Raw genomic sequence first — 26,517 nt, forward strand, 5'->3', positions numbered from 1 at the left:
ATGCCAAGAAAAGAACCAGATATCCTGAACATAGCGGATGCGTTTAGCGAAACTGATAAACGCACGGGGGAGGTTGTTACGCTGACTCCCAACAGTAATAACACCGTGCAGCCGGTTGCATTGATGCGACTCGGCCTGTTTGTTCCTACGCTTAAATCCACCGCTCGCAGTCAGAAAAACCAGATGAACGCCATGGATGTGACCCAGGATCTGAAACAGTTATCCCTGGTCAGGTCTGAAGGCTATGACAACATCAAGATTCTGGGTGCGCGGCTGGATATGGATAACGACTTTAAAACCTGGGTGGGGATCATTCGGGCATTTGCCACGCATGAGTGTCTGGGAGACACGGTAACGCTCTCATTCGTTGAGTTTGCCAAACTCTGCGGTATACCCTCTGCGCGGCTCTCCTCGAAGCTCAGGAGCCGTCTGGATGCGTCGCTGACGCGCATCGCCTCCAATACCCTGACGTTTACCAGCAAAGGCGGCGAAAACTACACCACGCACCTGGTGCAGTCGGCCAAATACAGCATTAAAAAGGATACGGTCACGCTGCAGGCCGATCCCAAGATCTTTGAACTCTATCAGTTCGACAGAAAGGTTCTGCTGCAGCTGAAAGCCATCAATGAGCTGGCACGCAAAGAGTCTGCTCAGGCGCTCTACACCTTTATCGAAAGCCTGCCGCCAAAACCGGCACCGATCTCCATGGCGCGTCTGCGCGCCCGGCTTAATCTGACCTCGCGCGTGATCACCCAGAATGCCACCGTCAGAAAGGCCATGGAGCAGTTAAAAGAGATTGGTTATCTCGACTACACCGAAACGCGTCGCGGCTCGTCAGTTTACTTCTGGGTCCACTATCGCCATCCGAAGCTGCGCCCGGCCGAACTGCCGCTCAGCAAGTCGGGCCTGATCGATGATGAGATGGATGAGTTTGACGATCTGGATATCGATCCCGACGTGATTGACGTCAGCCTGCCTGAACCGCTGCTCGCAGAGGAGAGCAGTGAGCTGGTTATGGTTTCGCGCGAGGAAATAGAGTTACTGAACAAGATCCGTAAGCAAAAGAAGCTGTAATGGCTATGCCCGGCAGGCGGCAGATCTTCCGTTATCTTTCTGCAACCACTGTAGCGAGTCAGGTTACTCGCCACAGTGGTTACCTCTGAAGCGTTGTCTCCTGAGCTTACTGTCGTCGATCTCTGTATCCCCGTCACACTGCGGCTCATCCGTTATCCTGATCGACAGGATGGGGCGAGAATTTTACTCGCTACAGTGGTTACTCACGGCTATCTGCAGGGTTGACGGTCTGGAAACCTCTGCTGTTTACTCGCTACAGTGGTTATTTTCTCTTTTCATGGGATTGCGGCGAGGCTGATGCGGTGCGTTTTGCGGTCCACAGGGGCACAAAGGAGCCTGTGCTCGTCCGGATAAACTCGCTATAGTGGTTATCTGCTCTGTCAGAGCATCTGAAGCCCTCATTCCTGTCCCATGATTAACTCGCTATAGTGGTTACCCGCTCACTTTTCCGACCAATCGCCTGTTTACTGCACGGATTATCGTGCTGGCAGAGTAAACGTTCTCGCTACAGTGGTTATCAGATGAGAACAGAAAAGCGCAGTTTACTCACCATAGTGGTTGTTATCATGCGATCGCTGTGATTGCAGCAGCCTCTTACCTGTAAATGTAAGCACTTACTATCATTTCAGGGCCTGTGTCATCGTTTTTTCACAGACTGTCACCTTCTTTTGCTGATATAGCACTACTCGCTACAGTGGTTAACCGTAACGGGTCTGATGCCAGTCCGGATAATGCCGGACACCCGGAGTGGCTCCGTAATACACGCTTTAATCGCCCGCCGAGGGGACGATGTGCCCGTTACCGCCGCATGTGCCGGTCGTTTCCGGTGTTCTCGCTATAGTGGTTATCAAAACGAGAAGCTTAGCTGACGATCAGTCCTCAGGCTGCCAGAACCGATGCATAGAGGCTGACACGCTGTCGCTCGGTGCTGATATTACGCAATACCTTCCACATGCAGGCTCATATAAAAGGGCACTCGCTACAGTAAATATCTGGTGCATTATGATACCGGCGTCGATGAAAAGGCCCTCGGGGATCCCTTACGCCGCCGGACTGGACTACTCGCTACAGTGGTTATCTAAAGGCATTAAGCCGCAGGGTGGATCCAGCATCAACGGGATCTCGTGACATGGTCACGCAGGAAAAAAGAGGGTGACATCGCAGTGCAGGAGGTGGGCGTGATGCAGTCTCTGGCTGCGGCTAAAAAAAGCGGCACTCTGATGTGCCGCTTTTCATGATGCGCAGAGCGAAGGTTACATCGCTTCCCGGTATTCCGGCCAGGCGACAGACTGCGCCTCGTAGCGACCCGCAGCCGCAAACAGTGTGCCCTGGAAGTTGATAACCCCAGCCGCTTCCAGCCACATCCACTCTTCAGCCTGAACGATGCCCGCCGCGATAACGGTGATCTCCAGCGCTGAACAGCATTTGATAATGGCCTGTACCACTGCCTGTTTAGGTCCGCTGCGATGAACGTCGCGGGTGATCCCGGCATCGATACGGATGCGATCAGGCTGAATATGGGTGAGCAGGGATAATCCTGCTGAACCGTCACCGAAATTGTCGATCGACAGGCTGATGCCGACGGCTTTCAGGGCGCGGACGGCGTCAGAGAAGGCCTCCAGCTGCGAAATCACGGCGGTTTCACTGACGCCGATCACAACCTGTTCAGGCACAAGTCCTGCCTGCTCAATCGCAGCCAGGATCTGCGTGACGGCATCGGGGATAATTACCAGCGTCATCGGCAGCAGACTGACGTAGAGCGTCATATCATCAGGACAGACTCTGCCGGCATGGCTGAAGGTCTGTTTGAGGGTTTCCAGGTCTTCGGCGTAAAGCGCATCGCCAGCGATCTCCCCGGACGTTGCCGGACGAACCGTGGTTGCTTCAATCGCCGTCACCCGACGCGCCAGCGGATCGACGACCGGGCGGAAGGTGACGCCTTCTGTTTCCGGACTCGACGCGGGCGCCTCATCGTGTTCGGAAATAAATTCCCAGTAACCCGGCGGGAGAACCTCGTAATAGTTCTCTTTTTCGCGGGACTCGACGAAGGTACGCAGGAATTGCAGTGCCCGATCATCATAGGTCAGCTGATATTTTGACGTCCCCTTATCCAGAACCGCCTGAAGCAGAGATGAGCGATCATGTTCGCGCAGGTCGAACAGTGACATGCCTGCATTACCGAAGCGGCGGTATGGCGCATAGTCACGCATCAGTTCTACGACATTATGGTGCCGGCGGTCAGCACAGATTCGCTCATAAACTGCGAGAATGCCCGCTTCCGGGCCTTCAAGCAGCTGGAAGAAGTGCGTGCCGTTGAAAAGCAGAATGCCGGTCACGCCGTGAGACGTATTGATTTTACTGGCATTATCGACCATCTCTGGCAGGGTTCTGACCGGAAAATCATCTGAAATATGGCTGCGATAAATTATAGTAGTTAACATGTGCAGCTCCTGTTCATATGGTTGTTGCGCACACGCTAACATTGTTCAAAAAATGTTTCATCCTTCTTTGCCGGATCCCGCACAGTGTGCACCACATAAGGCGGCGGTAAGCAAAGCGGCAAAAAAGGCGAGCCGGAGGAGCAGCAGGCACTATCCGTAACGCTACAAAACGATGCAACCGCAATCCTACGCGCCGTGTTGCATTAAATACACTCCCCCCGCAGCTTCCAGTGAAGCCACTGATCCAGCGCCTCCTCGTCTAACGGTTTCGAATAGAAGAAGCCCTGAGCCTGATCGCAGCCATATTCGGTCAGGGAGGCCACCGTATCCGTACACTCAACCCCCTCTGCCACGACGGTATAGTCCAGCTCTTTCAGCATGGCGATGATGCTGCGGGCGATGATGCGTGAAGCCGTATCGGAGGAAAGCTCACTGATCAGGGAACGGTCCAGCTTGATCACATCCAGCGGCATACGACGCAGATAGCTGATGTTGCTATAGCCGGCACCAAAATCATCGAGTGAAATCGTGAATCCCCGCTCTCTGAGCATCTCCAGCCCGCGCAGGGCGGTCGGGCTTTCCAGAATACGCTCTGTCTCAAGGCATTCGATGCCCAGCAGAGAAGTCGGCAGCTTAGCCTTCTGCATTTTACTTTCCAGCCCGGCGGCAAACCCTTCGCGGGCAAAGTCGCGTACGCTGACGTTAATCGTCAGTGGCAACTGAATGCAGTGATTCCGCAGGCGGCTGAGACGTTCAATGGCTTTATCGATAATCCACTCGGTCAGCACAGAGAGCAGGTCTGTCTGCTCAGCCAGCGGGATAAATGCGCCGGGTGAAAGTTCGCCCCGGCAGGGGTGTTTCCAGCGGATTAACGCCTCCAGTCCGACCGGCTTACCCTTCAGCAAACAGATTTTCGGCTGATAGACCATATAAAGCCCGATATTCTGACGCAGCGCGGTTTTAAGATCGGTCATCAGCAGGAAATCTTCTGAGCGCTGCGTTTCCGCCTCTTCATCAAAGCGCTGAGAGGGTAGCCCGCGGCCTACCGCTTCATTCAGCGCTGTGCTGGCCCGGCGCAGCACGTCAGACGCTGACATGCTGCCTGCCACAAAGCCCGCTTCTCCGGTATGCGGCGTAAGAGCAACAGAGAGCCCCTCATCAATGTCTGCGCTGATCCCTTCCAGACGACCGGCGACCCAGGCTGCGCTGAGCCGGCTATCCGCTCGCGTCAGAATGGCAAACCGGCCCGTTGCCACGGTGTAAATCATCTCGCCCACTGCCGGCCGCAGGCGCAGCGGCAGCAGGGTCGCCATATCTTTCAGCAGGCTCTCAACCGGACTCATGCCCATGGTGCGGGCCATCTCATAAGCGCGCGACATATCAATACAGTCGATCAGAACCAGGCGGCGCGGCGTGATATCCCCGGCAACGGCCATATACTGCAAATCACGGATCAGGCGCTGACGGTTAGGCAATCCGGTGACCGGATCGGTAAACCCTGCCGAATGCCAGGCTTCCAGAAAGGACATCACCAGGGTTGAGAGCAGCGTCAGTGTGGTGACCTGATCGCAGGCAAAGGCATGCGGTTCGGTGTCGGTCACGCAGAGTGTGCCAAGAATCATACCGTCGCGGGTTTTCAGAGGCACACCCGCGTAAAAGCGTATAAAAGGCGCACCGGTGATCAGCGGATGGGTAACAAAACGCGCATCGTGATAGGTATCGGGGACAATCACCGCGCTGTCGCTGTCAACCACATGGCGGCAGAGAGAGTCCGCCCGCGTTGAACGCTGCAGATCAAAATTATGAGATGCGCGGATGGTCTGAAACTCATCATCCAGCACAGAGATAAAGCTGCCCTGGATCCCCAGGGCCTGACTGGCCAGCCTGACAAATTTGCGTAATACGTCATCGCGACTCTCGTCGGGATCACGCAGCGCCTGTAAGGCACGGCTTCGGCGCTCACTGTCGCCGTGTAAATGGTTGAGCATGTGTGTAAAACCCCCGCACCGTCTGATTACGGAGCGAAAAAGAAAACTGCCCGGAGCGAAATTTCATTCGGGCGGCAGGAAATAGTGCGTATTTTTTATTTTCATCAGGATGATAGGTGAGTGCGCGGCGGGTGTCTCTTATTATTTTCTTTAACGCAGAAAAGGGGGATTTACGATTCGAAAATTTAATCGAAGCAGGGTGATACGAATGACCGATGGTGATTTTATATTTGCAGGCTGAGTCTTCAGAAGTGTGAATATCTATTTCCTGTGTATGAACATTTCACATCCGGGCAGGTTAACAATAGCATTAACCCGGTTCCGACAGTAAAAATCCGGCCAGGTCAGACTGAGAATAGCAGGCCATAGGGGGCAGAAAAGGTAACCTGTTAAAACAGCAGGTAAAAGCCGGGAAAGCACTAAGGCCCGCTGAGCGTTTTGCTCCGCGTAAACCCGGCAGAGAGCGGGGCATCCACTCTGAGGCTGGCGTTAACACAGCGTGTCAGTCAGCAGACAGTTTAGCGTTTGATGCCATTCAGCGGCTGGGCCGGACGGCGACGTGGCGGATTCTGCGCCAGCCACGCACGTACCTGTTCTATCTGTGGCCCGTTTTCGCGGATTGCACGCGTCAGCCTCTCCTGTGTCGTGCCCAGTCCCTGTGTCCAGTAGGTGATTTGCCACTGTTCACGAATGTCGACCTGTGACAGATCGTCGGGTGAGCGACGCTGGATAGCGTGTTTCATTTATTTTCCTCCTCGGGTTGCAATGATTCGCCTGAAAAGAGGCTTCAGACGAAGCGCCCATCCTGATGAAGAAAGAAGCAGTGAGATAGCGGATTAATCCCTGAAAAGCGTTCCGGGCGAACAACAGGATAATTCCTGGCCCGCAAATTAAAACACTCAAACAAAATAGAAAAGTCCTCTTTAAGTCAAAATATACCGCTTCGCTTGTGACAGGATGTGGTGAAAATGGCTGACCTGAAATTTGACATTTATTTAAAATAGTCAATTATTCACTGGTCTTTTCTCTGACCGCTTTCGGATCGCTTCGCTTTACGTGATAACGCTGCTGTGATCGCTGGCGGTTCCACCCTATTGAAGGAGCGTTGTTTGGTTAATCGTCCCCCCCAGCCGCCTGTGGTTGTCCAGAGTAATGTGCGTGAACTTCGGCTGGCCGCCGGACTTTCCCAGCAGAGTGCGGCAGAACGTTTCGATCTCAGCCTGCGTGTCTGGCAAACCAAAGAAGCCGCAGTCAATCCGGCCTTGTTGAGTCAGGGCGAATATGAACTGTTGCTGTTGCTGGCCGGGCGTCATCCGCATTACGTTCTGGCACCGCAGAATAAAAAATAGGGGCTGCGTGAAGCTCTGATATTCACGCTCAGGATCAATCTCCGTCGGCAGGCGGAAAAAAAAGTGCGCTTTGCCGACTTGAAAGCTGACCGCTTATCCCTATTCAGGGAGATGACCGGGAGAGTTAAACCGGTCAGATGAACTTTTGGATGAACCTGTTCAGGAGATTATCACTATGTCATTACAACCCTTCTCAGCATTCCCTTCACTGGCGGATTCTGTGTTTTCAGATCGCTTCAACCGCATCGATAAATTATTCAGTCAGCTGACAGGCGACAGTCCCGTTTCTGCAGCGCCCGCTTATGACCTGCAGCGTTTTGAGCATCATCGTTATGCGCTGACCGTGAGCGTACCGGGCTGGAAAGAGCAGGAACTGGAGATCGAGCATCGTGGCGGACGGCTTTCCGTGGCGGGTCACAGAGAAAAAGACAGTCAGGAAACGTCCGGCGAACCCCGTCAGGAGGAGGGCGGCTGGATCCATCGCGGCATCGCCCGACACGATTTTCAGCTGAGCTTTTCGATTCCCGAGCACATGAAGGTCACGGGCGCCACGCTGGCGGAAGGCTTACTGAAGATCGACCTGTATCAGGAAATTCCGGAGAGCGAAAAACCGCGCCGCATCCCGATTGCGACCGACGGTCCGCGCACGCTTGAACATCAGTAATGCTATCCCGGGCGGAAACGGCTCAGGCTGTTCCGCCTTTTTTGATTTATGAGAAGAAAGAGGCGAGTCGTGGTCAGGTGCTGGTGGCTTTTGGCTTAACCGGCGACCGCAGCGCAGTATCGGTGCCCGTAAGCATGACGGGTTCACCTGCCTCAAGACTGGCGTGAAAAGCCGCTTTCATCTGGGCGCAGATACCATCGCCGCACCACATGAGGTGATGCTCAAAACGTTGTTGTGCCACGGCAGGAACGCCGGATGCTTCCGCAGCCACTTCCACCCGGAATCCCTGGCCGTTCAGCCGGATCGCTTCCATCCAGATTTCCGTTTCATCCGTGACGCTGACCGCCTCAAGAAACAGCGGCACGGTACTGCGTCGAAGAGCGCCCCGTGCCAGCTGTTCCCACTGCCTGAGCACCGCTGTATGAAAGCGCATCTGACGCTGCGCCGCACCTTCACTGAGATCACTGCGCAGCCAGAGATTGAGCGGCCGGAGATAGCGATTAACGTAGTCATCGCTACAGTAGTCTGTGCTCATCATCTGCAGTTCACGTTCAATATCGGCGTCCGGATAGGAGGCCAGCAGCTGCAGCATATCCTCTTCGCGGCAGGCCCAGCCGCCAGGCAGCGTCACGCCGGGCCAGTTAAGCGCAGCGTGGATATCAAAAAGCGTATGGCCGCCTGACGTCATTTCGCGAACGCATAGCGCGCGCGTAAGCTGCTGGTCGGAATAGCCCGTTGCTCCTGGTGGTGTTATCAGTCCGGCCCGGCGCCAGCGGCGCAGAGTTTCGGGCAGAACACCGACAAGGCCACAGACGGTGTCGGTAGAGTGATGGGGCATAGTGGATATCCGAAAACTTAACGATCCCCGATTCAGGGAAGATGAGCAGATTATGCGCGTCGGGATTGAATAAAGAAACCATCATTTCCAAATTATTTGTCTTATTTTAAGACAGGACACAACATGACATTCAGCAGGCAGACAGAGAGGGAGAGCGGCGGGCAGGACAGGTGCCGGGCATAGCAATGCCCGGCGGCAGGTAACGCGTTACCACTGGTACTTATTAGAATCTTCCCAGTCTTTGACTTCTTTTTCGGCACGATCTTTTTCGTAGCCGTAGCGTTCCTGAATTTTGCCGACCAGCTGGTCGCGCTTCCCTTCAACAACGGTCATGTCGTCATCCGTGAGATCGCCCCATTTTTCCTTCACCTTACCTTTGAACTGCTTCCAGTTACCGCCAATGCGATCTTCGTTCATGGTGATTCTCCTGATTACGGTTTTTGTCCAGGGACCTGGTGGATATCTGTATTGCCTGATGGCTGTCAGATGGATCAAGCATGGCACAGCTTTTGCTTTTTGCAGCGAAGCGGTGTGAGCGGCATCAAACTCTGAGTAAAAGGGCGACGGACGGGAGAGGCTCTGACGCGATCAGACAGGACGACGGGCTGGCCAGTGCACTTCGGGCAGGGCGTTCAGCGCCGGGCGGGCAAACAGAAAGCCCTGATAGTAGCGAACGCCGGCACTTTCGAGCCAGAGCCACTCTTCTATTTTTTCAACGCCTTCCGCGATGACGGTAATCTCCAGCGCCTGGCAGCATTTCAGGATCGCCAGCACAATGGCCTGACGCGGGCCGCTGCGATGGATATCGGTGATGAGCTTACGATCGATTTTTACTTTGTCAGGCTGAAAATCAGCTAACAGAGATAAACCGGCAAAACCCGCGCCAAAATCGTCGAGCGCCAGACTGATCCCGGCGGCTTTGAGTTGCTTAACCGCCAGATGAAAGGCATCGAAGCGGGAAATAATCTCATCTGCCGTCACTTCAACCACGATCTGCTCCGGCCGCAGGCCCTGCTGTCTGATCTGAGCGATCAGGTACGCTACGGCATCCTCGATCATCACCAGTGACATAGGCAGCAGATTGACGGACAGGGTCTGCTCCTGCAGTCCCAGATGCCGCGCCAGCTGGAAAGCGTAGGTTTTGGAGTCGAGATCGGCCTGATAACGCTCATCTTCAGGCAGCCGGGAAAAATAGTCGGCGGGCGAAGATCCGCGCTGACCGCGAATCAACGCCTCGCAGGAAACAATCTGGCGGTTTGCAGTATCCACGATGGGCTGTAGGGCAAATTCGCAGTGCTGATCCGCTGCCGGCTGAAAGGCGGGTTGTGCCGGGGTGAGAGAGGGCGCGATCAGCGTCCATTCGCTGGCAGGATCGATTTCGATAAACGTCTCTTTGTCCCGCCCTTCAACGAAAGACCGCAGGAACTTCACGACTCTGTCATGCCTGATCCGCTCATCACTCAGCGTGACCCGTTTTAGCAGGGCATCAACTTCGTCGTGTTTCGGATAATCGCGTAGATCGAACAGCGCCATTCCGGTATCACCAAAGCGACGGGCAGGCGCGTAGTCCCGCATCAGTTCAATCAGGTTAAAATGGCGATCGTCCGAACTGATGCGCTGGTAAACCCTGTTGACATTATCAACGCTGCCTTCCAGTACCTGAAAAAAATGCTGACCGTTATAGAGCAGGATCCCGGTGACATTCGCCTCGGCATTTTTAACGCTGGCGCGCTCTACCAGTGCTTTTAACCGCTCTGGCGAGACAGAACCCGCAAGCTGGCTACGGTAGATCAGGGTGGAGAGCATAAGCGGACTCACATGGCAGATAGCGACCGACTAAACATATCACAGAACTATCGCGTCTTAAGGGCAGAGCTGTGGCCATTGTGCGATTCTGCCTGCCGTATCAACAGAAGCGAACAGGCAGGTGATCTGTCAGTCCGGTGTAAAACAGCAGATAAAAAGGTCAGGCAGGGAGAAAAGCCCCTGCAAAAGCGGGGACAAACAGCGGTAAAATCACATTATTATTACGTCACGGCATCCCTGGTGAGGCGCCGGTCAATCGGGCAGGGCCTGATTATGACCCACTTTCTGTTCCCCGCACCATGCTGTTCTGGCTGGCTTTTACAGCCGGTAACGTTCAGTTTTCCGGCAGATTCGGGAAATTCATTGCAATTCAAATAATTACTGACCGGGCGGGACGACGCTGGTTCAGCCTGTGAATCATCAGGTTACAAATCAACCACTTTTCCAAATGGCAACTCTTTTCCAAATGGCAACTCAACCTAACCCACCGGGCAGGGATGGCGACCTGGCGCATTCAGGAGAATTCCTCACCGTAATCGGAAAAAGTGCCCCCTGTTCAGAGGGGGCAAGGGTAGGAGTCAGAACACGCTGTAAAAAATGTGGATTTCTTTACAGCGCCATTTAAAGATAGGGCAAAACCGCCTGAGATGCCGCTGCGGTTAGCCCTTTTTTTCATGAGCGTGCAAATAGTTCAAAATTTAACCATGGTTAAAGTATTTCAAAATCAGTAAGTTAATCTGTTCTGAAAACGATTTCTAAGATTTGGATTAAAGTCTGCCTGACACTGCCGCTTCGGCTATCGCTGGCCACAATCTGCCTTCATTTCCGCATCCATTACCGGTTAAGCGTACAGACCTGATCCCTTCCACTGTTTATCAGCACAGTGACTTCCTGCTTAGAGGATGCCCCTACCCAGGTGTAAGTTTCGGGATCATGAGATCCAGACCGCATTCAGGGAAGCGATACGGCGCGATGACGTGGGCGCGCTGTTCTGTCACTCCCCGCGACTTTGCGACAGCACAACGCGCGTGGCAAATCAGTGAACCCTGTCTCTGCTTTCCGTGACATCTCCGTTGAGGCGGGGAAGTGCCGTCTGTGTCAGGTTGCCGCGATGCGCCTTTCAACGCGCCGCAGCACCAGAACAAAGATAAAGGCAGGCATCCCAGGGCCGGCCGCCGCTGAAAACGCCGGCCTGTTCTCCAGTCAGGCTCTGGAGGCAGACTGACGCTGTGCAGCCCGATCCTGATAGTTTGCACTGGTAACAGCGCTTTTCTCACAGGCGATGCTGGCCCGCTTCATCGCGATTTTGCGTTTTTTGAGCTTTATCTTCGGTAACCCTTCTTTAAACTGCGCTGTCAGCGAGGCGGCCTGCTGCTCATTTGCAACGCGACAGATGAACAGCTTGCTTTTGGTCTGGCGGCTGACATCGATGGCGTAGATCTCCACGCCTCTGCTGCACACTTCATATTCAACGTCCGTAAATTGCATGTGTGGCCAAAGACCGGTTCTGGTTTCAAATTGAGCTAAATTCATGACAACGACCTTTTTTATTGTACGCGTTATTGATTCCTGACAGGCTTAAGCCTGGTCGGGCCAGTGAGCATAGACCAGAATCAGCATTCCGCCAGCCGATTCACTGATTTAATCTGGCCCTGCCACAAATGGCTAAAATCTCAGCCTGTCGCGGTCAGCAGGCTGACCCTGAGTTCGCTGTTAAGTTAAACAACCGCAGGGCAGCCTATTCGCGTCTCTTCTCTTTATGTCTGATCGGGCAGATTACCTGAACGTGCCTGAACCCGGAGGGCCATCTTATAGGTGACGATCCGATCGCCGGCAGCGTATCACTCCGGCAGGGAGACCAGAGCAGGGGCGAAAGGGTGTCGGATGCGCAGGGCTATACAGCAGAGAGAGGTAGCCCGGCATGGCCGGTGGCGTTGCCACCAATACCGCTAACAGTCGCACGCAGCCTGCAAGCGTCGGGCTCTTACTTAGTCCATTTTTTGACAGTCGCAAGATAAAAATAACGGCGCTGTGATCCGTTAAAGCCCCGCACTCGGCCGCCGATAAGAATGATCGGCATGTTGGCCATTTTTAGTTTTATCTTCTACCGGGGATCTCTTCATGACTATTACACAGCGTCTTATGCTAATCTTCTCACTGCTTGCAATGTCGCTGATTGCATTGGTGATTATTTCTTTATCTGTCATTTCGGGCTTTCAGTCGCGTTTCGAATATGTGCAGACAAATGCGGTGCCCAGCATTCGCGACCTGAACAAATCGATCAGCGTCACCAATCAGTTGGGCATCGCGCTTTATCGCCATCACAGCACCCGCGATGCGGAAAAGTTTCCGGCTGCGGAAGAGCGTATCGAGAATCTGCTGCAGCAGATTAAGGCGTTGAATGCCTATTACATGGCGAACGACATCTCGAATGAAGAAGACAGGGCATTAACTGAGCAGGCTGAAAAAGACCTGGATGCCGTGCGCAGCGCATTACCCGCCTTTCTGGCCGCATCGCGCGCCCATGATGACAACGTCACGTTGCCACTGCTACAGGGCGAGAATGGTATAGGTGCCGCAGCCCGCAAGCTGGAGTCCGATTACACCCGTCAGATTCAGTTGAATATCGACATTGGCGAACAGCTCCGCGCTGAGAACAAGCGCATCTACGCCCGGACCCTGTGGGGGATGTCGGGCGGCTCACTGCTGTTGATCCTGATACTGGCTGCCTTCTCCACCAGGGTTATCCTGGGCATCAGAAAAAGTCTGACTGGCATGGTCAATACCATGACGCAGGTGAGTCATACCCTTGACCTGACCCAGACGGCTGAGGTTCGCGGAAAGGATGAAATCAGCAAAACGGCGTCAGCCTTCAACCAGCTGCTGGCCCGGGTATCCGGCACGCTGCTCTCTGTCAGTCACGCAGCACAATCGGTCAGCACCGGTTCGACGCAGATCGCAGCGGGCAATGAAGATCTTTCGGCGCGTACCGAAGAGCAGGCGGCTTCGCTGGAGCAGACGTCCGCCAGTATGGCGACGCTGAGCGAAACGGTGCGGCAGAACGCAGAAGGCGCAAATCAGGCCAGCACACTGGCCAATAGCGCCAATCAGATGTCAATCCAGAATGGCACAGCCGTGAAGCAGATGCTGACAACGATGGATGATATCCGCGCCAGCTCGGCCAAAATCTCTGAAATCACCGGGCTGATCGAGGGTATCGCGTTTCAGACCAATATTCTGGCACTGAATGCGGCGGTTGAAGCGGCGCGTGCCGGTGAACATGGCCGCGGCTTTGCGGTGGTCGCCTCCGAAGTGCGTAACCTTGCACAGCGCTCCTCTTCTGCCGCACGCGAGATTAAGGATCTGATTTCAACGTCCGTTTCACAGGTTGAACAGGGCTTAGAGCAGGCAGGCGGAGTCGGTTCAAACAGTGAAAATGTCCGGCAGGCAATTCAGCAGGTCGCCGATCTGGTCAATGAGATTGCAGCGGCAACGTCTGAGCAGAGCAAAGGCATTGAGCAGGTTCATCAGGCGATTGGCCAGATGGATGAGGTGACACAGCAGAACGCCTCGCTGGTGGAAGAAGCGTCATCCGCCTCGAAATCGCTACAGGAGCAGGCGGAGACGCTGTCAGGCCTGGTCGCCAGCTTTACGCTGGAGAGTAACAGACGTGCCGCGCCGCAGCCGCAGGCGGCGTCTTTGCGTCGACCGGCTTTTCAGCCGCCCTGGCCTGAGCGCCAGCGCATCGATGTGGCGCAGGCAAACTGGGAAAGCTTCTGATTGCTGATGCGTCATATCATGGCCTCCACACTATGGGGGCTTTTTTTATTCCTGCGAAAAGTAAAACAGACGCCTGTGTTAAAAATGGATGAAAACGATTTCATAATAAAAAAGGAAAGAACAGATTACCTCTTCAGAGGTACAGGCGGTGGCGGCGCTATTTCAGTTGAAAGAGGGGATAGTGGTTAATAGCGGAATGATAATTGATAAGACAGACCGCGAAGCGCAGTTATCGGCGACGACCTGTTTATCTTGAATTTATTTTTTTTCATCGCACCCATGCTGAAGTCAGGCTAACGGCTAAAATGATTTAATGCAGTACTATTGATTTATCTCTCTGTTTTATATGTATATTATCGGGTTTGGCTTAAGCGAAAGTTGCAGTAAATATCGTCATTTTATCCACTGTAAAATAACAGAACGCAACCTATACTCCTTTCCGTTGTGATATGTATTTCTGAACGTTTAAAGGAATCCCCTTTGTTCATAGCATTATTTCGCCAGATAGGGCGCGTATGGCTATGGCACAAAAAAGGTAAAAATAAAATTACATCACACATTTTGTGCATGGCTACCCTGCACACCTCACACACATCAGAGCGGAAATAATGAAGAAAATACTCGACCGGATTAATTTACCTGCGAAGTTCCTGTTACTGGGTTCATTTGCGTTAATACTGTTTATTCTCCCTACCTTCCTGTTTATGCAGACGGGCAATGAACTTATTGAAACTAAAAATGTTGAGCTATCGGGTATACCGGTTGAGAAAAAAGTCCTGAAACTTCTCAACCTGTTGCAGCGCCATCGTGCAGAGAGCGCTATCGCCATCTCCCTGAATAAGGCAGATAACGCACCCCGTATGGAACTGGTAACACAAATCAACACGTTAATCCGGACGATTGAGGACGATCTGCGCAAGGATGATGAACAGGCGCCTCCGCTGAAGTTGCTGCAGCAGGTTAATCAGGAGTGGGATCAGTTGCAGAATGATATCAATGCGGGCCAGCTGACGCTGGCAACCAGCCTGACACGCCACGCGCATCTGATTCAGAGTCTGCTTGATACGAATCAGGATGTGCTGGATTTCTATCAGCTCTCGCTGGATGCAGATTTAAATACCTATCAGCTGATCGTCAGTATTTACAGCCGCCTGCCGCTGCTGACTGAAACCCTGGGTCAGATCCGCGCCAATGGCACCTCGCTGATTGCGTCCGGTAACATCTCAGATACCGATCGCAGTCGTCTGGCGTTTCAAATCGACAACGGCAGAACGGCGCTGACGCAGTTCAGCAAAAACATGGACAAAGTTTTTTCCATTGAACCGGCGCTGAAAAGTGCCTTTTCCGGGCTGGCTCAGGACGCCGGTCAGCAGGCACAGGATGCGCTGCAGCTGGCGGATAGCCTTTTTGTCAGCGGGCACGCCAGCGTGGCACCGGTTGAATATGTCCGGGTCTTCACGCAGGCGATCAACCGTTACGCCGAACTGGGCAACCAGAGCAGCATCCGGCTGGAGCAGATGATGGAGGTTCAGATCGAACAGAAACGCCAGTCACAGTATCTGCTGCTGGCAGGCCTGCTGACGGTGGCGCTGCTGGCCATTATTGTGGCTGTCATGATCACCCGCTCGGTAACGCGTCCGGTCAAAGAGGCGGTAGAAGTGGCCAGCCGTGTGGCAGCAGGCGACCTGACGGCACTGATGACCGTTTCCGGCAGCAACGAAATGGCGGAATTGCTGAATGCACTGCTGCGCATGCAGCAGCGTCTTTCCCAGCTGGTGTCCGATATCAAAACCAACGCTGCCACGATTGCAAATTCATCGGAAGAGATCGCGCGCGGCAATGGTGACCTGTCGTCACGCACCGAGGAGCAGGCGGCTTCACTGGCGGAAACGGCGGCCAGTATGGAGCAGCTGGCCGCCATCATTCAGCAGAATGCGGATAACACTCGCTTTGCCTCGGATCGCGCCGAGTCCGCGACCCAGGCGGCACTCTCCAGTGGGGCCGCCATGGATTCCGTGATGGAAACCATGCATAAAATCCGTGGCAGCTCGGGTAAAATTGAAGAGATTACCTCGGTCATCGACAGCATCGCCTTCCAGACCAATATTCTGGCGCTGAATGCGGCGGTGGAAGCGGCGCGTGCCGGTGAGCAGGGCAAAGGGTTTGCGGTGGTGGCCTCCGAAGTCCGGGCGCTGGCACAACGTTCGGCCAGTGCAGCAAAAGAGATCAAGGGCCTGATCGAGCAGTCAGTGGGTCATGCGCAGGAAGGCATTGCGATGGCGCAGAACGCCAGCGACAAGGTGAAGCAGAGCGTCAGCGCCATTGAACAGACCTCTCAGCTGATGCGTGATATCTCCTCCTCATCGGAAGAGCAGAGCAGCGGCATCCTGCAGGTCAATATTGCGGTGAACCAGATGGATCAGGTAACGCAGCAGAACGCCGTGCTGGTGGAAGAGTCAGCCTCGTCAGCCGATGAGCTGGCCGCGCGGGCAGGGCAGCTTCGCACGATGGTGGCCGTGTTCCAGACGGCATAACGGCGCCAGACAGCCACCTGCGGGTGGCTGTCTGCTTTCAGGCATTCCATCCCGCTATGCCTGATGATCCCGCAGACAGGCCAGATAGCGTTTTCCCGACCGCATCACCTTCTCTTTAGCCTGGTAAGGCATATCCTGACCGTCAAAAGCACCATAGAGCCGATCAAACGTCACGCCGGAAAGCCGGTGCAGAATATCGCCTGCCGTTGCGGCCGACAGTGGTAGCATATTGGGATAGCTCCACATAAAGGACGCGCCATGCGCACCCGGCGTAACCTGAATAATGTCACCCGCCAGCACGACGCCGCCATGCTCATCCCAGTGCAGCACGTTGCCGCCGGGAAAATGTCCGCCCAGTCGTATCAGCGTAACGGAGGGCATCAGCGTCAGTGATTCCCCCTCCCAAAAGCGGATATGCGGACTCTCCCGCACAATCCACTGCCGATCGCGGGCGTGCAGATGAATGGGCGCGTCAAAGGCTTCGGCCCACTCCTGCATGGTGGTGTAGTAATGCGGATGCGAAATCGCAATCGCATCAATGCCGCCCAGCGCCGTGATCAGAGTGCAGGTGGCGTCATCCAGATTGGCAATGCAGTCCCAGAGCACATTGCCGTGCGGGGTGCGCAGCAGAAAGGCGCGCTGATTAATGGCAAAGGCCGGCACGGTTTTGATACTCAGCAGCCTGTCGCTGTGCGCCTTCCACTGATTGGCATGGGTCGCGCGCAGCGCGTCCAGCGCGATCCAGTGCTGACCGTCGGCCGGAACAAACTGGCGCTCATCCTCACAGATTTTGCAGTGCGGATAGGTGGCCTGAAGAGGGTAACCGGTGCCGCAGGCGGTACATAACATCGTCATAGTGATCTCCTTTATCTCACTCAAGCTTATGCCGTCCGGCGAAATCCGCCCACTCATCGGCTGGCGAGAGGCTACTGCGGCTGACGACGCAGGGTGATCCGCGTCAGTTCCGAGGGGCGGCCCAGCCGGACCGCCATGCCCGGCCAGAGCGCCGTGCCGTTATTCACATAGAGCTGCATCCCATCGACCTGATAAAGCCCGGAGACGAAGCCAGCGTTGGGCTTCGCAAACAGCCGATCCAGCCCGATAATCAGGCCGCCATGCGTATGACCGGAGAGCTGCACATCCACGCCCCGTGCCGCGTTCTGACGGGCATTGCGGGGCTGATGATCCAGCAGGATCACAGGCGCGTCGTCTGGTGCCTGGTCCAGCGCGCGCGCCAGATCGGGTCCGGTCGCGTTTCTGCCGGGCGCGGAGGCATCCGGCAGACCGGCGATCACCAGCTTCGCGTTGCCGCGCCGGATGACGGTATGACTGTTAAGTAGCGGCTGCAGCCCGAGCGACGCCAGATGGGCTGTCCAGATCGCCTGATGAAAGAAATATTCGTGGTTGCCGGTAATTGCCCAGACGCCGTCAGGAGCGGCAAGCCCGCTCAGCGGCGCAACATCATGCCGCCGGTGCGCCAGGCTGCCATCAATGACATCGCCCGTCACTACGATCAGATCGGCGTTCAGGGACATCGCCCGTTCCACCATCGCGCGGGTCCAGGCGGCATTAAACAGCCGGGTGATGTGCAGGTCCGTCAGTTGCAGAAGCTGATAACCCTCGAACTCCGCGGGCAGGTTGGGTAACACCAGCGTCACCTCTTTCACCGGCGGAACCCGGATAGCCTGCTGCACCCCGACCACCGCCAGCCCCATCGCCAGGCAAACGGCCAGGTAGCGCACGCCGGGAACCAGCTCCAGCGGATGACGCAGCAGCAGGGCGAGCAGCATCACGGCATCCATCAGCATCTGTAACAGCGCCAGCAGCAGAACCGTGCTGTAAGCCCAGTTGAACAGAATGATGATGAGGCGGGGCATTTCAGCGGAGAAGAGGCCGCCCGACGTGAAGCGACTCACCAGCAGATACTGTGAGGCCAGCAGCACCAGAGAGGAGAGCAGGAGCTTCAGGGCCAGAGGCAGAGACAAAGGAATAATAACGCGCGCAATGACATACCAGCTGGGTAAGCTGAAAATCAGGTGAAACATGGCAATTTTCCGGTAGGGCGCTGACCGTCAGCGCAGGCAGTAAAGAGATGGTCGTTCATGAAAGCGGTATACCGCTTTGTAGTGTATACGATGCCGCAACAGATGATGCTTCACGCGCTGTGCTTAACGGGGAAAACCGGCAAGGAAGAGGGGAGAAGCTGAGGAAAACAGCGTGACCAGGCGTCCGGTCACGCTGACAGAACAGGAGGTTAACGTAACATGCCCGAGGTGGTTTCGGTTTCGTCAGTGACACGCGTCATGGCGATGGGGATGCTCTTGTACGCCGGAATGCCGCTTTTGGTATCGTGACTGTCGAGCGGAACCATCACGTTGGCTTCCGGGTAGTAAGCGCCAACTGAACCTGGTGCCATATCGATAATCACGATGGTCAGGTTCTTCATCTGGCGCGACGTGGGATTACCCGCCGGATCCAGCGCCACCAGATCAACACGGTCACCGCTCCGCACCTGCCGTCTTTCCGCCTCTTCGCCGTTGATAAACAGCACATCGCGACGGCCCGTCACGCCACGATAGCGGTCATTAAGCCCGTAGAGGGTGGTGTTGTACTGGTCATGACTGCGCAGCGTGGTCAGCACCAGATCATGGCACTTGAGCGAGCGGGGATCTTCATTGATGCCCTGCATCACCTTAAACTGCGCACGGCCAGAAGGGGTCAGCCAGACGCGCTCTGACGCCGCGTTGTAGAGCCGGAAGCCGCCGGGATGTCTGATACGCTGGTTAAAGTTTTCAAACGCCGGGAAAACCGCCTCGATGGCGTCACGGATGCGGCTGTAGTCGGCAACCATGGCTGACCAGTCCACCACGCTGTCTGGCAGTGTTGCTTTGGCCAGCGAAGCGACCAGCGCCGGTTCAGATTTCAGATGCGGCGACGCCGGATCCAGTGAGCCGCGCGAGGCATGCACCATCGACATTGAATCTTCCACCGTCACGCTCTGTGCGCCGGTTGCCTGCATATCGGTTTCAGTACGGCCCAGCACCGGCAGCAGATAGTTGTGCTTACCCAGTAGCAGATGTGAACGGTTCAGCTTGGTTGCCATATGCACGACCAGATCGAGGTTGCGCATTGCCGGGAAGGTCACCTGAGGATCGGAAATCGCCTCCGCCAGGTTGCCGCCGAGGCAGAGCAGGGCTTTCGCTTTGCCATCGCGCATTGCCTTAATCGCCTCAATCGCGCCATGACCATGCTTCTGTGGCGGACGAAAACCAAACACTTTCTCCAGGTTATCCAGCAGCGATTGCGGCGGGATCTCGGTGATACCTACCGTGCGGTCGCCCTGCACGTTAGAGTGACCGCGTAACGGACAGATGCCCGCACCGGGCTTACCGATATTGCCGCGCATCAGAAGCAGGTTCGCGATTTGCTGAACGTTCTGGGTGCCATACTGATGCTGGGTGATCCCCATGCCGTAACAGATGATGGTGCGTTCGGCGCTGGCGTAAAGACGGGCGATATGCTGGATCTCTTCACGCGCCATGCCGGAGACTTTCAGGATATGCGCCCAGTCGGTGCTCTCCAGGTCCGCTTTCAGCGTCTCAAAGCCTTCTGTGTGTTCACGAATAAACGCTTCATCGATCACGCCGGGTTTGCCCGTGCTCAGCGCCTCTTCATGCATGCTAATCAGGATCTTCATCACTCCTTTCAGCATCGCCGCATCACCGCCAACCCGTACTTTGTAGTAGGTCGAAGCCAGCTCGGTCGAACTCATGGAGAGCATCTCGATCGGGCTCTGCGGCGAGGTGAATCGCTCCAGGCCGCGTTCCCGCAGCGGATTAATTGCGACGATCGTCGCCCCGCGTTTAGAGACTTCCCGCAGCGTGCCCAGCATGCGCGGATGGTTGGTGCCGGGGTTGTGGCCGATGCAGAGCACCAGATCGCAGTGATCGAAATCTTCCAGTTCGACCGTACCCTTTCCGACGCCAATCGACTCCGGCAGTCCGACGCTGGTCGGCTCATGGCACATGTTCGAACAGTCGGGGAAATTGTTGGTGCCATACTCGCGGGCGAAGAGCTGCCACAGAAACGCCGCTTCATTGGAGGCGCGGCCCGAGGTGTAGAACTCCACACTATCCGGGTCATCATAGCTGCGCAGATGCTCACCGATTTCGCGGAAGGCCGTCTCCCATTCGATGGGCTGATAGGTGTCGGTTGCGGCATCATATTTCATCGGATGGGTCAGGCGGCCTTCTCCCTCCAGATGCAGGGCACTGCGCTCCCACAACTCGCTTACCTTGTGTGCGGCAAAAAACTCTGGTGTGGTACGTTTGCTGGTGGCTTCCCATGAAACAGCTTTTGCACCATTTTCACAGAACTCAAAAGAGGACGCGTGCTGCGGATCGGGCCAGGCGCAGCCAGGGCAGTCAAAACCCTGTGGCTGATTGACTTTGAAAAGGGCGATCACATCCTGTTTTACCGCCATCTGGCCGCGGATCGCGTCTGCAACGGCCTTTAAAGCCCCCCAGCCGCCAGCCGCTCCGCTATAGGGTGCGATGCCCTTTGTGCGATTTTGCTCTTTCATAATGCTCCACATTGTCTCTATTTTGTTATGGGTTAATTCTGGTACAGAAAAGCGCATAGCGACGTGGGTTCCGGCTATTATTTACCGAAAATCTTTCTCAAAATGTTTCGATAGACCGCTGCTGGCATAACAGACGCACGAAATAAGAAAAATCGCTTACGGGATTAACGGGGAAATAACCGGAACGGCCTGCCGGAAATTGTTCAAGACGTGGTGAAGGATTATGCTAAGCAACAGGCGGATTAAAGCTAATTGCCTGTTTTAAAAGAGTCATTCCGGGAACCACTTATTTATGGTACGGAAATGCCTTTCTGCCAGGCTTCTGTTATGTGCGCATCGGCGTAAATCGGCGGCCCGGAAAGCGTTATTAGCGTAACGAAGGCAGGATAGTGCAGAAGTTTATGGGTAAATAACGGCGGGTTATTACCGCACGTTCTGTTCAGTGCATTATTTAACTGCAGATGACATACCCGGCTTCGGTTTATTGTTATCCGCGTCAGGGAGGCAAATAACGCTCTGGCCGATCGGCCAGACCCGGTGGCGCTGACCGCCGGGTCAAGCGTTACTGATAAACCGGCCTGAACAGGCAGAAGGCGGGGCGGATGCTGCCGTCATGGCCTGAGCCGTTGTCCGGCTCACCTGTCAGGGAACATCGGTGCGATCTCCCCGCGTAGTAGGATGGGAGATCACCATAAACTCTACCGGTTCATCGCGGTTATTGCGGGCCTGGTGCTTCGACTGTGGCGGGATCTCGATACCCTGCTGCGCAGCGATATCGTGGAGGGTGCCGTCCAGTTCCATTGTCAGCACACCCTGAAGGACAAAAAAGAACTGCCTGGATGAAGCATGAAAATGTCTTTGCTCACAGGTGCCGGGCGGCATTCTCTCGTGAATAATTAACATATCCGGACGGTTCATCAGGTACCAGCCATCGCAACCGTCGCCCCAGTTATAGTGCTCTGCGTTCTCTTTAGCGATCATCCTTCTGCTCCTCGTTTACTTTCGAATAGTGAGTCTGTTATCTCCTGACTGTTCATCCTGTCAGGTGCGCAGACCGCACAAATTTTATGGAACAGCGACACCGCCCCGGGAGAAGTGCGGGATCGCATGTTCAGGACGGAAATGTTCCTGTCAGACCAGACTGACGCGTCTGACAGGCAGCAGGAGCGGATCTTACTTCTTGCTGTTCAGCATCGACTTCAGGTCGGCGAACGGGTTGTAGGTCGCCTCACCCACATCTTTCTGAGCATCTTCGCCAGCCACCACGCGGGTACCATACTGATCGGCCTCGGTGTACTTCGAGTGCTCGTGGTCATGACAATAAAGACAGAGTAACTCCCAGTTACTGCCATCTTCCGGGTTGTTCGTATGGTCGTGATCGATGTGATGTACCGTCAGTTCACGCAGATTAGAGTAGACGAACTCGCGTGAGCAGCGTCCACAGACCCACGGATAGATTTTAAGGGCTTTCTCACGGTAGCCACTTTCCAGCCGCGAATAGTTTTTTGGGATCAGAGCCATTGCCGATGTTACCTGTTATCCAGAGATGTTCACGATAGTGCTGCCACTATATCGCACAAGACCGCCCGGGGAGAACTTCTGCTGCCGTGCGGCAACCGGAAAGATTTTAGCGGCCGCTATTCACCTTCCGTGGCGCAGAGAGCGGATGTCGTCAGGGCAGGGGCCGGATAACGTTAAATTCCAGATTTCCGGACCTGATTTATCATCACGATAGCGCTGATACGGGCGAGTTTTCCCGCTTTGCCGGTCATCCTGCCCTAAATGTAATTCAGAACGCCATAAACCGCCCAGAAGATGGCGTTAGCCCCCAGATAAGTCCAGCAGCCCCAGTAGGCAATAGGTTCGCGCCGGGTGCGAAGTTTGGGCAGAAACACCAGCAAATAGAGCGCAGAGGCGATAAGCGAAACGAAGTAGAAAAATTTCATCATTCTCTCCTGATAGTCATCCTTTCTTTCAGGATAGTCAGGGATCCCAGTTTTGCGTGCCCGGTACGGGAAGTTTCCTTCAGTCTGGCATCGCTGAATGGGAGCGGGGCGATGCTGTCAGCGGTAATGCCCGCCCGCAGATAACCGCAGGCGGGCGTGAAGAAGAGGGCAGCACTACAGATGTTGTTTAAAGAAGCGGGTCAGTTTGTCGAACGGGATCAGGTCAGTGCGATCATAGAGGTCGACATGGCCCGCATCAGGCACGATGTATAACTCTTTGGGCTCTGCCGCACGCTGATAGGCCTCTTCGCTGAACTCGCGTGAATGCGCCTGATCACCGGTAATAAAGAGCACTGGTCGCGGAGAGAGGGTGTCGATGTCATCGAACGGATAGAAGTTCATGAACTTCACGTTGCTGGTAAGCGTCGGATGCGTGGTCAGCGCAGCGGAACTGCCTTTCGGCGTGAACTCCCCACGCGGCGTGCGGTAAAAGTCATAAAACTCTTTTTCGACGGGTGAGGACGCCGCATTGATTTTATGCGGCGTGCCGCCGGTGTACGCCGTTTTACCGCCGGTAAACTCTGCGTAACGCTGCTCTGCCGCCGCCGCAAGGATCTGTTTGCGCTGCGCCAGCGTCTGGCTTTTATTCAGCGCATGGCGATTAGCCGCGCCCATGTCATACATGCTGACGGTTGCAATCGCCTTCATGCGCGGATCAATTTTTGCGGCGCTGATGACGAAACTGCCACTGCCGCAGATCCCCAGCACACCAATCCGGTTGCGATCGACAAAATCGCGGGTGCCCAGATAATCCACAGCGGCACTGAAGTCTTCGGCGTAGATATCCGGCGAGACCGCGTTGCGCGGCTGACCGTCACTTTCGCCCCAGAATGAGAGGTCGATGGCCAGGGTAACAAAGCCCTGTTCGGCCATCTTCTGCGCGTAGAGGCTGGCACTCTGCTCTTTCACGGCCCCCATCGGATGGCCTACCACAATAGCCGGAAGGCGCGCGGTCTGACTGGCCGTTTTTGGCCGGAACAGCGTGCCGGTCACACCCATCTGATACTGATTTTTAAAGCTGACTTTTTCGCGTGTCACCTTATCGCTTTGATAAAAGTTATCGGCTCCGCGCGACATATCGGCCGCGCTGGCCCCAAAAGCACTGATCAACAGGCCAAACAGCAGGGTTAATGCTCTCATAACACGATCCTCAGAGGTTAACGACAGGGGGGCAACGGTGTGCCCGGTTAAACAGCAATCCGGTTATCAGATCCTGCGGGCCTGGCGGGCGGTGATCGTCACCATTCCGGCGGCTGCAATCAGCAGTGTGGCGCTGAGGACAAAGGTGATTTGCCAGCCCGCATGGTCAAAGGCGAGTCCTCCCAGCATTGACCCTGCGGCGATCGACAGCTGGACGATAGCAACCATCAGCCCGCCGCCGGCCTCCGCGTTGTCCGGAAAAGCGCGGGCGACCCAGGCCCACCATCCGGCAGGCGCGGCGGTGGCCACCAGCCCCCAGATCGCGAGCAGCGGCGTCACCTGCCACAGATGATGGCCCGACAGGATCAGCAGCATCGCCACGCCCGCCATCACCAGCGGGATCATCGTCAGGGTGAGATAGAACCCACGCTGTAAAACGCTCCCGACGATCACGGTTCCGGCAAATCCGGCCACGCCCAAAGTCAGCAATACCAGCGACAGCGTCGATACCTCAACCTGCGTAACGGTTTCCAGAAACGGGCGGAGATAGGTAAACAGGGTGAACTGACCCATAAACAGCAGGCCGCAGGCGGTCAGCCCGGATATGACTTGCGGCGAGCGCAGCTGCTGCAGAGGGCTTCTGCTGCGCGGCTGTGCCCGGTCAACCGGCATCGACGGCAGCGCCACTGCCTGCCAGAGCAGCGCGATCAGCGCCACCGGCATCAGGCTGAAAACAGCCCCGCGCCAGCCGATAACCGCGCCAAGATAGCTGCTCAGCGGAGCCGCGATGACCGTCGCCAGCGCATTGCCGCCGTTGAATATGGCCAGCGCGCGAGACACCTGCTCAGCTGGCACCAGCCGGATAGCCACCGCAGCTGACATCGACCAGAATCCGCCGATCACCACGCCTGTTAACGCCCGGCCAGCCATATAGGTCAGATAATCGGATGCCAGTGCCACAATCAGGCCGGACAGGGCCAGTAACAGCGTCAGCGCCAGCAACAGGATTCTGCGATCGAGATGACCGGCGAGCCGGGTAATGGAGAGGCTGGTGATCACCGCCAGCGCGCCAGAGATCGCAATGCCCTGTCCGGCCAGGCCTTCGCTGATCCGCAGATCCTGCGACAGGGGCGACAGCAGGCTGACCGGCATAAACTCCGTGGCGATCAGCGTGAAGACACAGAGTGTCATCGCCCAGACGCCGCTCCAGTGCGCTGCTTGCTGTTGAGGGGAGGCGCTGAAGGTGCCGTCAGACGTCATGAGTTGTCCTGTTTCAGTGGTTGCCGTAATGAATGCAGGCAATCTTACTGTTTCGCTTTATATTGACTAGCTAATGAAACCTTAATGAGGTTATAACCAGAGCTTATTAATCGCAGAGAGAGTGGGCAGCATGAAGCGCAATATGAACGATCTGCAGGCGTTTGTTACCGTGGCGCGAGAGGGCAGCTTTACCCGCGCAGCGGCGCTGCTGGGTGTCACCCAGCCCGCGTTGAGCCAGACGATTACGGCACTGGAAAACCGGATGGCGATCCGCCTGCTGACCCGCACGACCCGCAACGTTTCACCTACCGCGGCGGGTGAGCGGTTGCTTGAGGCTATCGGTAACCGGTTCGATGAGATCGAAGCGGAGCTGGATATGCTGACCGCCTTGCGCGACAAGCCCGCCGGAACGGTCCGCATCACCTGCGGCCCCCATATTCTGAGCACGCTGCTGCTGCCGAAACTGACGCCACTGCTGGCGGCCTACCCTGATATCCGGCTCGAATTCGACGCCAGTCACGGCTTTCGCAATATCGTGGCCGATCGGTTTGATGCGGGCGTCAGAATGGGCGACACCATCGATAAAGATATGGTCGCGATGCCGATCAGCCCGCCGTTACGGATGGCCGCTGTGGCCACGCCCGACTACTTTCGTCGTCATCCTGCCCCCCGGGTGCCGCATGATCTGCTGCAGCACAACTGCATCAATATGCGGCAGGCATCGGCCGGGGGACTCTACGTCTGGGAGTTTGACGGTGAAGAGGGCCCGCTGAATGTGCGGGTGGATGGGCAGCTGACGTTTAATACATCGGCCCACATCGCCGAAGCGGCGCTTGCCGGACAGGGGATCGCTTTCCTGCCGGAACAGGAGTTTGCTGACGGGCTGGAGAAGGGCAAGCTGGTCCGGGTGCTGGAGCGCTGGTGTCAGCCCTTCTCCGGCTATTACCTCTATTATCCCAGTCGCAAACAGCATTCACCGGCCTTTGCGCTGGTCAGGGAGGCACTGCGGCTTAAAGAGGAAGAGTGAAGGCGCGAGATGCCACTCCATGGCGTAA

22 protein-coding genes are annotated in these 26,517 nt (G+C 55.6%); 7 read left to right on the plus strand and 15 right to left on the minus strand.

Features of this window, described 5'->3' with window-relative positions:
- Nucleotides 1-1,074 carry a RepB family plasmid replication initiator protein gene (locus ACNY69_RS19155; protein WP_111138340.1) on the plus strand — a complete coding sequence of 358 codons (1,074 nt, stop codon included), beginning with the start codon at nucleotides 1-3 and terminating at the stop codon, nucleotides 1,072-1,074.
- A gap of 1,253 nt (nucleotides 1,075-2,327) precedes the next feature.
- On the opposite strand, the gene ACNY69_RS19160 is transcribed toward ACNY69_RS19155, so the two are convergent.
- From ACNY69_RS19160 to ACNY69_RS19170, 3 genes are all read right to left on the minus strand, one after another.
- Nucleotides 2,328-3,515, minus strand: coding sequence for a diguanylate phosphodiesterase (locus tag ACNY69_RS19160; protein WP_111138339.1), 1,188 nt, complete (start codon nucleotides 3,513-3,515; stop codon nucleotides 2,328-2,330).
- Between the two features lie 203 nt (nucleotides 3,516-3,718).
- On the minus strand, nucleotides 3,719-5,503 hold the full coding sequence (locus tag ACNY69_RS19165) for an EAL domain-containing protein (protein WP_418799590.1): 1,785 nt from the start codon (nucleotides 5,501-5,503) through the stop codon (nucleotides 3,719-3,721).
- Nucleotides 5,504-6,021: 518 nt separating this feature from the next.
- The gene (locus ACNY69_RS19170) at nucleotides 6,022-6,246 is read right to left on the minus strand and encodes a DUF3606 domain-containing protein (protein ID WP_418799593.1); all 225 of its coding nucleotides are present in this window, start codon (nucleotides 6,244-6,246) and stop codon (nucleotides 6,022-6,024) included.
- Between the two features lie 366 nt (nucleotides 6,247-6,612).
- On the opposite strand from ACNY69_RS19170, the gene ACNY69_RS19175 reads away from it, so the two are divergent.
- Together ACNY69_RS19175 and ACNY69_RS19180 are read left to right on the plus strand one after the other, a co-directional pair.
- Nucleotides 6,613-6,852, plus strand: coding sequence for a transcriptional regulator (locus tag ACNY69_RS19175; RefSeq protein ID WP_111138336.1), 240 nt, complete (start codon nucleotides 6,613-6,615; stop codon nucleotides 6,850-6,852).
- A 175-nt stretch (nucleotides 6,853-7,027) separates the two neighbouring features.
- Complete coding sequence (locus ACNY69_RS19180) at nucleotides 7,028-7,516, plus strand: Hsp20 family protein (RefSeq protein ID WP_111138335.1); 489 nt, start codon at nucleotides 7,028-7,030, stop codon at nucleotides 7,514-7,516.
- A gap of 73 nt (nucleotides 7,517-7,589) precedes the next feature.
- Here the strand turns inward: ACNY69_RS19180 and ACNY69_RS19185 are convergent, their stop codons facing one another.
- The 4 genes from ACNY69_RS19185 to ACNY69_RS19200 all read right to left on the minus strand — a co-directional run bounded on the left by ACNY69_RS19185 (nucleotide 7,590) and on the right by ACNY69_RS19200 (nucleotide 11,648).
- Nucleotides 7,590-8,354 carry a MerR family transcriptional regulator gene (locus tag ACNY69_RS19185; RefSeq protein WP_111138334.1) on the minus strand — a complete coding sequence of 255 codons (765 nt, stop codon included), beginning with the start codon at nucleotides 8,352-8,354 and terminating at the stop codon, nucleotides 7,590-7,592.
- Between the two features lie 207 nt (nucleotides 8,355-8,561).
- Nucleotides 8,562-8,771 carry a CsbD family protein gene (locus ACNY69_RS19190; RefSeq protein ID WP_111138333.1) on the minus strand — a complete coding sequence of 70 codons (210 nt, stop codon included), beginning with the start codon at nucleotides 8,769-8,771 and terminating at the stop codon, nucleotides 8,562-8,564.
- A 171-nt stretch (nucleotides 8,772-8,942) separates the two neighbouring features.
- Complete coding sequence (locus tag ACNY69_RS19195) at nucleotides 8,943-10,160, minus strand: diguanylate phosphodiesterase (protein WP_418799597.1); 1,218 nt, start codon at nucleotides 10,158-10,160, stop codon at nucleotides 8,943-8,945.
- A gap of 1,203 nt (nucleotides 10,161-11,363) precedes the next feature.
- Nucleotides 11,364-11,648 carry a hypothetical protein gene (locus ACNY69_RS19200; protein ID WP_233498941.1) on the minus strand — a complete coding sequence of 95 codons (285 nt, stop codon included), beginning with the start codon at nucleotides 11,646-11,648 and terminating at the stop codon, nucleotides 11,364-11,366.
- A gap of 633 nt (nucleotides 11,649-12,281) precedes the next feature.
- Here ACNY69_RS19200 and ACNY69_RS19205 point away from each other — a divergent pair.
- From ACNY69_RS19205 to ACNY69_RS19215, 3 genes are all read left to right on the plus strand, one after another.
- On the plus strand, nucleotides 12,282-13,940 hold the full coding sequence (locus tag ACNY69_RS19205) for a methyl-accepting chemotaxis protein (protein ID WP_367396358.1): 1,659 nt from the start codon (nucleotides 12,282-12,284) through the stop codon (nucleotides 13,938-13,940).
- Nucleotides 13,941-13,958: 18 nt separating this feature from the next.
- On the plus strand, nucleotides 13,959-14,129 hold the full coding sequence (locus ACNY69_RS19210) for a hypothetical protein (protein ID WP_367396357.1): 171 nt from the start codon (nucleotides 13,959-13,961) through the stop codon (nucleotides 14,127-14,129).
- A 419-nt stretch (nucleotides 14,130-14,548) separates the two neighbouring features.
- Entirely contained in the window at nucleotides 14,549-16,474 is a 1,926-nt protein-coding gene (locus ACNY69_RS19215) for a methyl-accepting chemotaxis protein (protein WP_418799601.1), read from the plus strand.
- 54 nt (nucleotides 16,475-16,528) lie between these two features.
- Here the strand turns inward: ACNY69_RS19215 and ACNY69_RS19220 are convergent, their stop codons facing one another.
- From ACNY69_RS19220 to ACNY69_RS19255, 8 genes are all read right to left on the minus strand, one after another.
- On the minus strand, nucleotides 16,529-17,329 hold the full coding sequence (locus ACNY69_RS19220; RefSeq protein WP_418799603.1) for an MBL fold metallo-hydrolase: 801 nt from the start codon (nucleotides 17,327-17,329) through the stop codon (nucleotides 16,529-16,531).
- Between the two features lie 71 nt (nucleotides 17,330-17,400).
- On the minus strand, nucleotides 17,401-18,519 hold the full coding sequence (locus ACNY69_RS19225; protein ID WP_418799606.1) for a metallophosphoesterase: 1,119 nt from the start codon (nucleotides 18,517-18,519) through the stop codon (nucleotides 17,401-17,403).
- A gap of 209 nt (nucleotides 18,520-18,728) precedes the next feature.
- Complete coding sequence (locus ACNY69_RS19230; RefSeq protein ID WP_418799609.1) at nucleotides 18,729-21,056, minus strand: FdhF/YdeP family oxidoreductase; 2,328 nt, start codon at nucleotides 21,054-21,056, stop codon at nucleotides 18,729-18,731.
- A gap of 642 nt (nucleotides 21,057-21,698) precedes the next feature.
- On the minus strand, nucleotides 21,699-22,037 hold the full coding sequence (locus tag ACNY69_RS19235; protein ID WP_111138325.1) for a cupin domain-containing protein: 339 nt from the start codon (nucleotides 22,035-22,037) through the stop codon (nucleotides 21,699-21,701).
- 192 nt (nucleotides 22,038-22,229) lie between these two features.
- Nucleotides 22,230-22,577, minus strand: coding sequence for an HNH nuclease YajD (gene yajD, locus ACNY69_RS19240; protein WP_111138324.1), 348 nt, complete (start codon nucleotides 22,575-22,577; stop codon nucleotides 22,230-22,232).
- 257 nt (nucleotides 22,578-22,834) lie between these two features.
- On the minus strand, nucleotides 22,835-23,005 hold the full coding sequence (locus ACNY69_RS19245) for a hypothetical protein (protein ID WP_158527479.1): 171 nt from the start codon (nucleotides 23,003-23,005) through the stop codon (nucleotides 22,835-22,837).
- Nucleotides 23,006-23,176: 171 nt separating this feature from the next.
- Nucleotides 23,177-24,202, minus strand: coding sequence for an alpha/beta hydrolase (locus ACNY69_RS19250; protein WP_418799613.1), 1,026 nt, complete (start codon nucleotides 24,200-24,202; stop codon nucleotides 23,177-23,179).
- Between the two features lie 66 nt (nucleotides 24,203-24,268).
- Nucleotides 24,269-25,393 carry an MFS transporter gene (locus tag ACNY69_RS19255; RefSeq protein WP_418799727.1) on the minus strand — a complete coding sequence of 375 codons (1,125 nt, stop codon included), beginning with the start codon at nucleotides 25,391-25,393 and terminating at the stop codon, nucleotides 24,269-24,271.
- A 199-nt stretch (nucleotides 25,394-25,592) separates the two neighbouring features.
- Between ACNY69_RS19255 and ACNY69_RS19260 the strand changes: the two genes are divergently transcribed.
- Complete coding sequence (locus ACNY69_RS19260; protein ID WP_418799616.1) at nucleotides 25,593-26,489, plus strand: LysR family transcriptional regulator; 897 nt, start codon at nucleotides 25,593-25,595, stop codon at nucleotides 26,487-26,489.
- The last annotated feature ends 28 nt before the right edge of the window (nucleotides 26,490-26,517 follow it).

This window comes from Pantoea graminicola (assembly GCF_048452665.1).
Classification (GTDB): Bacteria; Pseudomonadota; Gammaproteobacteria; order Enterobacterales; family Enterobacteriaceae; genus Pantoea.